This window comes from Priestia sp. YIM B13552 (genome assembly GCF_042787775.1).
GTDB lineage: Bacteria > Bacillota > Bacilli > Bacillales > Bacillaceae_H > Priestia > Priestia megaterium_E.
In genome coordinates this window covers 228,284-240,209 of the sequence record NZ_JBHZOU010000001.1, presented here as the reverse complement: position 1 = coordinate 240,209, position 11,926 = coordinate 228,284, and the positions used below count along the sequence as shown (strand labels likewise).

Sequence of the window (11,926 nt, the reverse complement as noted above, 5' to 3'; positions counted from 1 at the left end):
AGATTGGCTAATATAGATTTGAATTTTAATAATAAGGATATTCTTTCTTGTTCATGATAACGGAATCCCAAAACCAGTATATGATGGCTGCACCTACTGCAAATATAAGCATTTTACGGTAGTCCCATATTGGATCAGACCAATTTCCTTGAAGCTTATAAAAGATATAAAGGAATAGGGTTGCTACGACACAATAGATAAATAAGTAGAGAATATTGAACTTCTTGGGCCATTTATTTAGAAATATCTGCAGTGGTACGGCTGCAACAGAATAAGGAATGATTGTAATAAGTGCGATCATAAAAAATGCAATAACAGCTCTATAACTAGGCTCAATGATGATAAGAAATATGGAATAAGAAACGCTAGAGCTAATAACTGTTAACGCATGATATGGCAAAAGCTCTTTAAATGTCACTGAATGAACACACCCTTCTTGTCTAGTCTACGGATGTATATTATATAAAGATTAAACCTAGTTAACTTTAGTTTTTTTATTTAGCTTTTTTGATAAATAAAAACAAACTAATCCAGCACCTACCACCTTACAAAAAGGAATAAATGCATAGGAAGGTGCGATTAAAACACTAACAAACAAATAGGCACTTATAGCAAATATAAGCCAACTTGTTATAAGTAAAAAACTAGATAAAAACTCCTTCATAGACTTCATCCTTTAGAGAAGATTATATTTTTATCATAACAGATATTTTTCCTGTAATTAGTTTTATATTAACTGACAGGTGAACAAATGTTATTATTAACCATATATTTAGTTCCTGGAGGGTCAACTTGAAAAAACGTTTTAGTCAATACTCTTTGTGTTTATCGTTGCTTGGAATCGTTATTGGGGTAGGACAATATTTCACACCAATATATAGCTCAAATAGGAGGAATTTAGATGAAGAAATTCTTAAAAGATTCTTTAAAGGTATCAATAGCCTCTTTAGTTACTTCAATAATCTTGTATGTAGTTATAATTGGGTTCTTTCTTTTATCAGTTGTTACAGCAAACGCTTTTGGTACTGTGATTAAGATTATTGTGCCTATTTTAACTTTAGTTACAATACTCGGGTTTATTTATTCTTTCTTTATCAAAGGTAAACAGAAAATCCCTTTTTTAACATTACATTTTGTGTCCTTATGTGCTCTTTCGTTTGGTATCTATCTTGCTGTCAGTTTTCAAGGATTTGCGCCTTGATAAATATTTACATAAAAAAAGAACCCTTTGCTCATATAGGCAAAGGGTTTTCAAATTTATCGGAATAGGGGGAATACGTTATTAGTCTGGCCAGATTTGTAGATTCATATACATATACCTTTTAAAAAAATGTTGTCATTAACTATATTCAGAAAAAATAACCTTGTTTACGCTTTATTGTTTGTTAAGTAAATATTAAATTACTTCATTTATTATTAAGGTTTTACTATTTACAGTTAGTGACGACAAATACAAAGTTTTTCTACAAGGTATGTAATAGTTAACACTATTTTTAATAAAGTGCGTTAACTATTACTTTTGTTAATAAGAGTAAGTTAACTATATACATGAAGTATTGTACTTATAATGAATATAAAAACGACCAATATTGTATTGGTCGTTTTTCACAAGATAAACCTACTTGTTCAGATGTCTTTAAGTATTATATGTTTCTCTACTTTATTCATCTAAAATGATAAAGGTATACTTATTTCACTTTCACATTAGTTTCATTCACTCTATTTTTTCTAATAGAGTTTGCTGTATTCCATGTTTGTTTTCCATTCCCAACCTCATAACATTTTTGTTATATTCGTTATAAAAAATATGCATTTCATTTATAAAAAAGCCTAATGTACCATAGAAGAGGATTAAGTTTCAAGAAATTAACTGGAGGTAATTAGTATGGTCAATCGTAATAAATTGTTTCTATTTGCACTTATACTAGCTGCATTTAACCTTAGGCCGGGTCTAACTTCAGTTAGCCCAGTATTACATGGAATAACGAAGGATCTAGGTATGAGTTCTACTTTAGCTAGTTTGCTCACTTCCATTCCTTTGTTATGTTTTGGTTTTTGTTCGTTATTTGCTGGTCGTTTAGCAAATCGCTATCAACCAGAGAAGATGATTACTTTCGCTATAACTTGCATAGGTATTGCAACATTTCTAAGGGCCTTTACAAATTCTTCAATTTACCTGTTAATAACGGCTTTATTAATTGGTGCAGGAATTGGTGTTGTAAGCCCTTTGCTTTCTGGTTTTATTAAAAGTCATTTTCCAGACAAGGCAGCATCGATGATAGGCATATACTCTACTTCAATGGTAGTGGGTGCATCTATTTCTATTGGGCTAACAACACCACTTCAACACTGGTTCAATAATTCATGGAAAAATGGATTAGCATTTTGGAGTATTCTTGCTCTACTCGCTATTCCACTTTGGCTTATGGTAATAAAACAATCCCGTATTCCTGTAAGTAATTTTTCACAAAAGACGAAGGCTTCTTTACCATTAAAAAACAAAAAAGCCTGGCTATTAACTTCTTTTGTAGGGATTGTAACTCTTCTATTTTATTGTTTTGCAGCATGGCTACCAGCCATTGTAGAGGAAAAAGGGTGGACACCAGCATTTGGTGGTCTTGTAGGTACAATTGCTATGATTTCACAGCTACCAGCTACTCTTTTATTACCTAGTCTTTTAAAAGTGCTACCGAGCAGAAGGTTTTGGATTACAACCTTTACCTTAAGTATAATAATTGGTTTATCCCTTTTATGTTTTACAAACGTAACACCTATTGTTTCAAGTATATGTTTAGGAGTTGGTGCCGGTGGTCTTGTGTCGCTAACTTTGTTGTTACCATTAGATATGGCATCTTCCCCTCTAGAAGCAAGTACTTGGTCAGCAATGACTCAAGCAATTGGATATATGATTGGTGCAGTCGGCCCATTTATAATTGGATTTCTGCATGATTATCTAGGAAGTTTCGTTCCGACATTATATCTTCTTATAATTATAGGATTCATTGCCATCTTATTAGGGTGGAAAATCACCAAACCAGCTAAAGGTAAAACAGAGGGCTTACCTGTGAAATAAAAACCACGAAGTAAATCGTGGTTTTTATTTTAGCTTTTAAAAAAGCTAAACAACTTTCAAAGTATAGAATGATATTACTGTGTGCAGGAGAAGGTTTAGCCACATGAATACATTTGGTCAGATAAATAGTAGCGATTATATAGAATCACACATGGGTACCGCCTACTAATAAAGACTTATATTACTCGATTATTAGCTTAAGACATATTTTTCACATTTCTGAGGTGACGTTATGGATTTACATGATTTAACAGGCCATCTTATTCATCGAACAGATGTAAGAGCAATGAATTATTTCAAGAAAAAGCTCAAATCTTATGGCATGACTCCAGTACGATGGAGCATCATTAGTGTTCTAGATTCTCAAAAAGGGATCACCCAAACAGAACTAGCAGAAGCAATTGATAAGAAACAAACAACTATTGTAGAAATGATTTATGCGATGGAGGAAAAAGGACTCTTAAAAAGAATATACAGTAAACGAGATCGTCGCTTACACTATCTATTTCTTACAGAAAAGGGGGAAGAGTTAAAGAAAATTCTTTCACCTTTAGTTGAAGACGCTCACCTCTTCATCACGCGTCAATTAAGTAATGAAGAAAATACTCAACTAAAGACATTGTTAAACAAGGTATATAACGGTATACAATAAGCCGTGTTACTGAATATTCCTTATAAAGAGAAACCTTTTTTATAAGCATTCAATAAATACTCTTCCTAGCCACTACCATTCATAAATAGTAGAAATAAAAAAGACAGCCACTTTTTGAATCAAACAGCTGTCTTTTTTATATGCACTAAATAGCAACACATGTTTATTTAAGTACTATTTAAGCATCTTCTTGAGCAAAAAGGGTACGAGCTGTTTGGATAAAAGCATCTGTCGCTTTGGATATATCTTTCATATCTAGCACTGCTATATTGATATCTCTATACGTATCTGGTTTTAACTCACGAACAACAACTTGGTCTGGCAACCACCAAATATTTTGTTTTGTTGTAATGGTAATTCCTAACCCTTCTTGTATCATACTTAATCCTGTCTCTATATAATCCATCTCAAACCGTACTTTAGGAGTCAAGTTATACTCGTTGAATAGAGCATGAATCTGTACCTCATAACCGCATTTTCCAATTAGTATATCTTCACCTTGTAGGTCAGGAATACTTATTGTTTCTTTCTGAGATAAAGGATGGCTTGAATGCATAAGTACAATCAGTTGATCTTTAATTAAAGGTAAGGTATCAAAATCTTTATCAGGAGGAATGATAATTCCTACATCAATGCATCTGGAACGTAACCACTCTTTTACTTGATCTACACTACCTTCCGAAAGCTTGATTTCTATACCAGGATACTGACTTTCCATTGCACGTATGATCTTAGGAATAAACCTAGTACAAGCAGTTCGGTAAGCGCCAATGTGTACCTTTCCAATTTCTAACCCCTGTTCAGCCACAATTAATTCATCTACTTTTTGTAATTCACTCAGGATTGTTCTAAAAGTAATTAATATTCTCTCTCCTACATCTGTAAAAGATATTCCATTCTTCTTATCTCTTTTAATTAACTTCGTTCCTAATTCCGATTCAATTGTTGCAACGGTACGACTTACTGCAGGTTGTGTCATATGTAGTGCTTCACCGGCTTTTGTAAAACTTCCTGTTTCTGATATACGGACAATAAGTTCAATTTGTGATTTGTTCATATCAATTTTGTTATCTCCTATATAATTAATGTGCATTTGATTGGTATTGGAACCTAATGTATCATGAAAAAGAATTAAACTTCAAGAAATTAACCGAAGATAATTAGGATTAGCAATGGCAATAAATTATTTTCATTTGTGCTTATAGTACTATTTTGAGGGTTTTATCTTTAAAGTGCATTTGGCTTTAGCAATACTATATAATCATCCATCAGGAAAATGAGATCTCTATAGTGTACTTGCAACTATAATTTTAGCTTGTACTCATATGGGGTATCTAATTCATTCAGAAAAAGGGGTACTAACAATGGAGGATAACTCGAAGTTACAGCAGGCGACAAAAATATATAAAGCACTCGGTGAACCGACCCGATTAAAGATTGCTTGTTTGCTTGCTAATGAAGCAAATTTATGTTGTTCGGATATTGGGACAAAACTTGAATCAATTGCTGGATCAACTTTATCCCATCATTTAAAACAATTAACTGATTGCGGACTTCTGAGTACTTATAAAGAAGGCACATATATATACTACAGCCTAGACCGTGAGTTAATTGGAAAGTATGCTCCATATGTAATGGAGTAATTTCTCTTAGTTCTATATTTCTATACTTAAGGAAATATAGAACTAAGAGGTATGATTTTTCTTGTCTGGATTATGGCTAAATTGCTTGATAGGTATCCTCATCTAAATTCTGAGTATATCCATTACTAGTACTTTAGATAAAAAGGCTAAAGCAAATCATCTATCGTTATTATAAGCGCGTTAAATTCATGTTGTGTCACCTTTATAAGACATTTCTGAAGAAATTGTAAAGGTCCCTTTGTCTACGTGCAAAAATCAGCTCTTTACAGCTAATTTTTCAAACGTTCGGTTAATGTATGAACTTAAATCTATATTTCTAGAAATATCAAAATATAAAACAAAAGGAGAATGAATAATGGCAATTAAGCCTGTTGATTTAAAGAAAGCATACCGTTTATTACAAGTAGGTCCAACAACCATGATTTCTGCTAAACACGATGGGATAGAAAATGTAATGGCAGCCGCTTGGGTCGGTCTGGTGGGAAATAATAAAGTGATGGCGTTTATCGGCAAACAAGCTTTCACACGTGAACTCGTTGAAAAGAGTGGTTATTTTGTAGTACATGTTCCAACTGTTAAACAAATGGAAACTGTCTTGTATGTTGGTGAGCACAGCTCTAAAGAAATAGACAATAAACTTGATAAGATCTCACTATTTTACCAAGAAGAGTTTGATTTACCACTAGTTGAAGGTTCCGCTGGCTGGCTAGTATGCAAGGTTCTTCCAAATTCTGAAAATGAACAAGAACATGATCTTTTCATGGGTGAAATTGTTGGTGCTTGGAGTGATGATCGAGTATTCAACAACGGACATTGGATTTTTGATGATGCTCCTGATGAATTGCGTACAATACACTATGTTGCTGGCGGTCAATTCTATGCTATTGGAAAAGGTACTAAATTTAATCACGGACCTGGTACAGACTAAATAAATCGGTAAAGAAAACTCTCACAGTCTCATTTTGGTTAGATGAAATGGCCAAAGAGGAAATGCTTTTGAGGATGGACTGAGTCTTAAGAACAAGTAAAAATCAGCCTTACAAAAAAAGTGGCCTTTCTCTAACGAGAAAGGCCGCCCATATTGTTTACTTATTTTGTTCGAGAGTTACATTTTCAACTACCACAGCTTTTTCAGAACCTGTAACTGAATTGGAACTTGTTCCTGTCTCCATTGTAAAGGCCAGTATAACAACGGCTGTCAAAGCAAGTCCTCCAACAGCATAAGCAGCGTAACGCTTTAAGCTCTTTACAGTTAATTTTTCAAACGCTCGGTTAATTTGCAAGATGTCAGTAGAGTATAAAAAGTCAGCTTCTTAATTCATGGTTAATGCCTGCATCATAGAAAAATTGTTAATACTGCTTTTTGATTAATTTTCTTTTAAATGATACCCTTTGAACTCGTAACCGTACACGCTCGTCAACTCTACAAAGCTCTTATAGGAATAAGTGATAGCAACCGGTGTGCCTACTTGGACTTTATCATAAAGCTTTTCGATGTCTGCATTATGCATTCTTACGCACCCTTGACTCACATATTTTCCAATGCTACTTTCATTGTTATTGCCGTGAATACCGTATGTATCACCATACGTACCGTTTGCATTTAATCCTAACCACCTTTTTCCTAATGGGTTGCGAGGATCGCCCCCAGGAATATGTCCTGTATAGTAAGGACGGTTTTTAATTTTGTTTACCACTTTAAAGAAGCCAACAGGTGTTTTATCCCATGTTTTTCCCGTTGCTACTGGATCAAACATTTCAATATAGCCATTGTGAAAATAGGCAAGCTTGTTGTAGTACTTGTTAATAATATCAAATCTTGATTCGTAGGCTTGCTTGCTGCTTCTGTTTTCACCTGATTTACTCCACATAATGCGACCATTAATAAGGTAAGAACGGTCATTGATTTCATGAAAATGTTCTTCATAAAAACTCTCCTCTTTTTTATATTTTTATAAGAAATAAAAAAGCACCTTTCAATTAGAAAGATGCTTTCTCGTCACCATCATTTATAAATAAAACCCTAGTTAATCGATTATTTTTTAAGTGAGGCTTTTCTTCTATTATGATTTTTAGTTATTTAAGCTTGAAAATAGTCCGTTTAGTTCTAACGATTGTAGGAGAAAATGTGTTAAAATATTCCGGAAAAAGGAGTGGTGAACCATGGAAAAAGTAGTAAAAGCGATTCAAGACGAGTATCCGGATGATTTTGCATGGTGTTACGGCTGCGGCCGATTAAATCAAGACGGCTATCATTTTCGGACAGGGTGGTTAGAAGAAAAAACCATTACCCTTTATACACCTAAGCCTGAACATACAGCCATACCAGGATTTGTTTATGGCGGACTTCTTGCATCACTGATTGACTGCCATGGAACAGGCTCTGCATCTCTTGCTCTATATCGTAAAAATGGCTACGAAATAGGAGATTCAGCAGAGCCGCCGCGATTTGTTACCGGTTCTCTCCACGTAGATTTTAAAAAACCAACGCCGCAGGGTGAAGTACTAAAAGCAATAGGAACGGTTGAAGAAATTCACCCGAAGAAATGGAGAGTTAAAACAGAAGTATACGCAAGCGACATCATTGTTGCGACCGGAGAAGTTGTGGCAGTTGTTATGCCAAGTACGTTTAAACGCAAAGAAGACTAAAAATGCAAAACAGTTACATAAAAAGGGAGGAAAAGGGATGGGTAAATGTAATTTAGACCACTCGGTAGAAGATGTCCAACAGAAGTTTAACTCGCAGTCACAATGGCTGCCAGAAGATATTCGCTCGTTATTTCATGAGTTTCTCGTACGAAATCCTTCGCAAACAACATTAAACGAGATGTTTCACTTGCTGAAGAAATATGATTTGGTTGATGAACAAGAAAAAAAAGAGCGAGATCGAAAAATCAAATGGCTGATATTAAATAAAGAAGATACGAAGGCTTAATTTTTTAAGTAACATAGATTTAGCCAATTGAATGTATTTGAAACATTGATAAACGAGATTAAGATATAACTACATTAACCCAATCTAAAGACGCACAAATTGAATACATGAGCTAGTATCGACTGCTTGTTACACTGCAGTTGATTTCCGTGCAAGACTTCGCTTTCCGCGGGAGGCCGGTAAGCCTCCTCGTCGCATACGCTCCTGCGGGGTCTCACCTGTTCCGCTTTCCCGCAGGAGTCTTCGTCTTGCCCTCCAATCAACAACTAGAAGCAACTACATACAGTAAACCTGCGTTTACAACCACAATGAAAAAATCCGAACGAGTTCGATTCTCCATCAAGAATCTCGCTTCATCGTTCGGATCTTTCTTCAAATAAAATACTTTTACCCCAGCCTCTTTTTAACCAGGTTAAAAGTAATCACCACCACTTAAACCCGTCGTCTTCTAACAAATGATTTGAAGCTGCTGGTCCCATCGTACCCGCAGGATAAAAGTGAAGAGGAAAGCGTTCATCATTAAAAACTTCTAAAATAGGTTGCACCCATTTCCAAGATAATTCAACTTCTTCCCAATGAGCAAAAAATGTGGAGTCTCCCTGTAAAGCATCAACTAACAGCAGTTCATAAGCTTCGGGTACTTCTTTTTGATTTGTTGAGAAATTGATGAAAATAGGTTCGATTTTATTGTCATTCAAAGGATTTTTGCTGTTTAATTGCAGTGATATACCTTCATTTGGGCTTATTTCGACAACCAAAAGGTTGGGAATAACTTCTTCATCTGTATAAACATCTTTTAAAGGATGTTTAAATTCAATGACGATACGCGTGCATTTTTTACTCATTCGTTTTCCTGTGCGAAGATAGAAGGGCACTCCTTTCCAAAGCTCATGATCAATCCATACCCGGACTGCTATAAATGTGTCATTAACGGAAGCTGAATTGATGCCGGGCTCATCTTTATATCCTATAACGGAATGATTTTGGATTTTTCCCGCTTCGTATTGACCTCTTATGACGTTCGAATGGATAAACTCTTTTTGTAGAGGGCGAAGGCTTTTCATAATTTTTATCTTTTGTTGGCGAGTCTTTGCGGTGTTAAGTGTCTTTGGCAGCTGCATGGCAGTCATCATCAGCATTTGAAGCATATGGTTTTGAAACATATCCCTAATTGCACCGGACTGATCATAGTAAGGCGCTCTTTCTTCTACACCAACTGTTTCACTAGCTGTAATTTGAACATTTGCAACGTAGTGATGGTTCCATAGTGCTTGTAAAATAGGGTTTGCAGATGCTAGAGCCTCCAAATTTTGAATCATGGGTTTTCCCAGATAGTGGTCGATACGATAAATCTCTTCTTCATTGAACGTTTCAGTAAGCTTTTGATTTAACACTTGAGCAGATTGTAAATCGTGTCCGAAAGGCTTTTCGATAATAAGACGTTTCCAGCCTTTTGTAGATCCCAATCCGCCGCTATTTATATTTGAAGCAATAACGTCTACAAATTCAGGAGCCACTGATAAATAGAAAAGACGATTTTCAGGAATATTTAATTCTGCTTCGCCTTCTTGAATAGCATGCAGCAACTGTTCATATCCATCACTATTGGTAACATCCATTTTATGATAGCGAACTGTCTTAAGAAATTCTCTTATCCTGGATTCACCTTGTCTAAAGCGCCTTGAAAAAGTCTTTACTGATTCTTCTACATATATTTGAAAGGCATCATCAGACCAGTTGCTTCTATCCGTACCAACAATAGAAAAGGAAGAAGGAAGCTTTTTATCTAAAAATAAATTATATAACGCAGGAAAAATTTTTCTTTTAGCTAAATCTCCTGTTGCTCCAAATAAGATAAAGGTCATGGAATCCACTTCTGACGCTTGTGGTGAATGAGACTTGAGACAATTATCACGTGAACGAGCTACACTGCCCAATTGATCTCCTCCTTTATTTTAACGGTCTAGTGCAGTGAATATAGTCTTTTATCACCTTTACAGATTACAGTATAGCAGGTACAATTTTCCTTTATAAGTAGACACTTTATTTTCATATAGTGTCTAAAACTATACTATTACGCATAAAAAGGGAGGAAAAAGGATTGAGCAGACTCTTTAGCAAAACGTTTAACTGTGAAAAGGAATTAACGTTAACGATCATTGGTGGAAAGTGGAAAATGTTGATTATGTGGCACCTAGGAAAAGAAGGGACGAAACGATTTGGGGAGTTAAAGTCCATGATGCCGGGAATTACTCAGCGAATGTTAGTAAGTCAGCTGCGAGAATTAGAAGAAGATCAAATCGTTCACCGAAAAGTCTATCCGGTTGTCCCTCCAAAAGTTGAATATTCCTTGACTGAACACGGGAGAAGCTTGATGCCTATCCTTAAGAGCATGGATGAGTGGGGAAAAAATTATATGGAAACCGTTATAGAGCCTGAAATGAACAATTCCAGCCATATGGGTTAAAATCTTTTGTTGAAAAGGATAAAACTGTCCTTATTATTCAGAATTTTCTATAAATAAAAATGATACGCTGCATTGAAGCGTCCATAGTATATTTTTAGTGACTATATGTTTTAAAAGTGCCTACTTTTTTTTTGAAAGTAACGGTTTTACAATGAATTCATGCTAGACAACCCTATTTAATGAAGGAGTGAAGTCAGTATGGAACTTCAATTAGCATTGGATCTTGTAAATATTTCAGAGGCAAAAGAAGTAGTGCAGGAGGTTCAAGAGTATATCGATATTGTAGAAATTGGAACTCCAGTTGTGATTAACGAAGGGCTAAAAGCAGTCAAAGAAATCAAGGAAGCCTTTCCGTCTTTAAAGGTATTAGCTGATTTGAAAATTATGGATGCAGGTGCTTATGAAGTAATGAAAGCTTCTGAAGCGGGGGCTAGTATTATTACCATTCTTGGCGCTACTGATGATTCGACTATAAAAGGCGCTGTAGAAGAGGCCAAAAAACAAGGAACACAAATTCTTGTTGATATGATTAATGTAAAAAACCTTGAACAACGTGCAAAAGAAGTCGATGCACTCGGTGTTGACTATATTTGTGTACACACAGGGTATGATCTTCAAGCTGAAGGAGAAACCCCGTTCGAGCAGCTTCAAACGATTAAACGAGTTGTGAAAAATGCAAAAACAGCGGTGGCAGGGGGCATTAAACTGAATACACTTCCTGAAGTTGTGCAGTCACAGCCGGATCTTGTGATTGTAGGCGGGGGGATTACAAGTGAAAAAGACAAAAGAAACGTTGCAGAAGAAATGAAAAAAGTAGTCAAACAAGCAACTTTGGTCTAAAAATAAGCAAAAGTATTTAGACCTTCAAAATTAATTAATCGGTAAATGGTTGAAAAATAAGATAGCTAAGTTATTTTAGCTATCTTATTTCCGTCATTTTTAGTATAACCATTCATTGATAAGAGTCATTTTGATAGATAGATAGTTTCTTTAAAATTCGTTATTCGAAAGAAAAAGACGATGGTTTTTCTGGGATTTTAAAGTTAAGAAAGCGTTATCCGAACATTAGCAAAAGAAAGTGCAAAAAAATCTATGTCACACTTTTTAACAAAATACTTTTAAAATTATGAATATTAAAAATATAATTAACTATCGA

13 protein-coding genes are annotated in these 11,926 nt (G+C 35.0%); 9 read left to right on the top strand and 4 right to left on the bottom strand.

Going from position 1 to position 11,926, the window contains the following annotated elements:
* Nucleotides 1–25: 25 nt before the first annotated feature.
* Nucleotides 26–418, bottom strand: coding sequence for a UPF0715 family protein (locus ACFX40_RS01170; protein WP_263036246.1), 393 nt, complete (start codon nucleotides 416–418; stop codon nucleotides 26–28).
* A 483-nt stretch (nucleotides 419–901) separates the two neighbouring features.
* Here ACFX40_RS01170 and ACFX40_RS01165 point away from each other — a divergent pair, with 483 nt between their 5' ends.
* The 3 genes from ACFX40_RS01165 to ACFX40_RS01155 all read left to right on the top strand — a co-directional run bounded on the left by ACFX40_RS01165 (nucleotide 902) and on the right by ACFX40_RS01155 (nucleotide 3,725).
* On the top strand, nucleotides 902–1,201 hold the full coding sequence (locus ACFX40_RS01165; RefSeq protein WP_377253888.1) for a hypothetical protein: 300 nt from the start codon (nucleotides 902–904) through the stop codon (nucleotides 1,199–1,201).
* A 684-nt stretch (nucleotides 1,202–1,885) separates the two neighbouring features.
* A complete protein-coding gene (locus tag ACFX40_RS01160) occupies nucleotides 1,886–3,073 on the top strand; it encodes an MFS transporter (protein ID WP_051421051.1) in 1,188 nt (395 codons plus the stop codon).
* 232 nt (nucleotides 3,074–3,305) lie between these two features.
* The gene (locus ACFX40_RS01155; RefSeq protein ID WP_377253886.1) at nucleotides 3,306–3,725 is read left to right on the top strand and encodes a MarR family winged helix-turn-helix transcriptional regulator; all 420 of its coding nucleotides are present in this window, start codon (nucleotides 3,306–3,308) and stop codon (nucleotides 3,723–3,725) included.
* A gap of 178 nt (nucleotides 3,726–3,903) precedes the next feature.
* Here the strand turns inward: ACFX40_RS01155 and ACFX40_RS01150 are convergent, their stop codons facing one another.
* On the bottom strand, nucleotides 3,904–4,782 hold the full coding sequence (locus ACFX40_RS01150; RefSeq protein ID WP_165918672.1) for a LysR family transcriptional regulator: 879 nt from the start codon (nucleotides 4,780–4,782) through the stop codon (nucleotides 3,904–3,906).
* Nucleotides 4,783–5,089: 307 nt separating this feature from the next.
* Here ACFX40_RS01150 and ACFX40_RS01145 point away from each other — a divergent pair, with 307 nt between their 5' ends.
* Together ACFX40_RS01145 and ACFX40_RS01140 are read left to right on the top strand one after the other, a co-directional pair.
* Nucleotides 5,090–5,368: an ArsR/SmtB family transcription factor gene (locus tag ACFX40_RS01145; RefSeq protein ID WP_377253884.1), complete on the top strand. Its 279-nt coding sequence runs from the start codon at nucleotides 5,090–5,092 to the stop codon at nucleotides 5,366–5,368.
* 355 nt (nucleotides 5,369–5,723) lie between these two features.
* Nucleotides 5,724–6,296 (top strand): flavin reductase family protein, encoded by a 573-nt coding sequence (locus tag ACFX40_RS01140; protein ID WP_025753556.1) that lies wholly within the window; start codon nucleotides 5,724–5,726, stop codon nucleotides 6,294–6,296.
* A 439-nt stretch (nucleotides 6,297–6,735) separates the two neighbouring features.
* On the opposite strand, the gene ACFX40_RS01135 is transcribed toward ACFX40_RS01140, so the two are convergent.
* On the bottom strand, nucleotides 6,736–7,239 hold the full coding sequence (locus ACFX40_RS01135; protein WP_051421052.1) for a L,D-transpeptidase: 504 nt from the start codon (nucleotides 7,237–7,239) through the stop codon (nucleotides 6,736–6,738).
* A 292-nt stretch (nucleotides 7,240–7,531) separates the two neighbouring features.
* Here ACFX40_RS01135 and ACFX40_RS01130 point away from each other — a divergent pair, with 292 nt between their 5' ends.
* Nucleotides 7,532–8,017, top strand: a complete 486-nt coding sequence (locus ACFX40_RS01130) for a PaaI family thioesterase (RefSeq protein ID WP_028408088.1) — start codon at nucleotides 7,532–7,534, stop codon at nucleotides 8,015–8,017.
* Nucleotides 8,018–8,054: 37 nt separating this feature from the next.
* Nucleotides 8,055–8,303 carry a group-specific protein gene (locus ACFX40_RS01125; RefSeq protein ID WP_252124345.1) on the top strand — a complete coding sequence of 83 codons (249 nt, stop codon included), beginning with the start codon at nucleotides 8,055–8,057 and terminating at the stop codon, nucleotides 8,301–8,303.
* A 422-nt stretch (nucleotides 8,304–8,725) separates the two neighbouring features.
* Here ACFX40_RS01125 and zwf read toward each other — a convergent pair whose 3' ends face one another.
* Nucleotides 8,726–10,240, bottom strand: coding sequence for a glucose-6-phosphate dehydrogenase (gene zwf / locus ACFX40_RS01120; RefSeq protein ID WP_377253881.1), 1,515 nt, complete (start codon nucleotides 10,238–10,240; stop codon nucleotides 8,726–8,728).
* A gap of 164 nt (nucleotides 10,241–10,404) precedes the next feature.
* Between zwf and hxlR the strand changes: the two genes are divergently transcribed.
* Nucleotides 10,405–10,770 (top strand): transcriptional activator HxlR, encoded by a 366-nt coding sequence (gene hxlR, locus ACFX40_RS01115; RefSeq protein WP_028408091.1) that lies wholly within the window; start codon nucleotides 10,405–10,407, stop codon nucleotides 10,768–10,770.
* Nucleotides 10,771–10,968: 198 nt separating this feature from the next.
* On the top strand, nucleotides 10,969–11,610 hold the full coding sequence (hxlA, locus tag ACFX40_RS01110; protein WP_013056245.1) for a 3-hexulose-6-phosphate synthase: 642 nt from the start codon (nucleotides 10,969–10,971) through the stop codon (nucleotides 11,608–11,610).
* The last annotated feature ends 316 nt before the right edge of the window (nucleotides 11,611–11,926 follow it).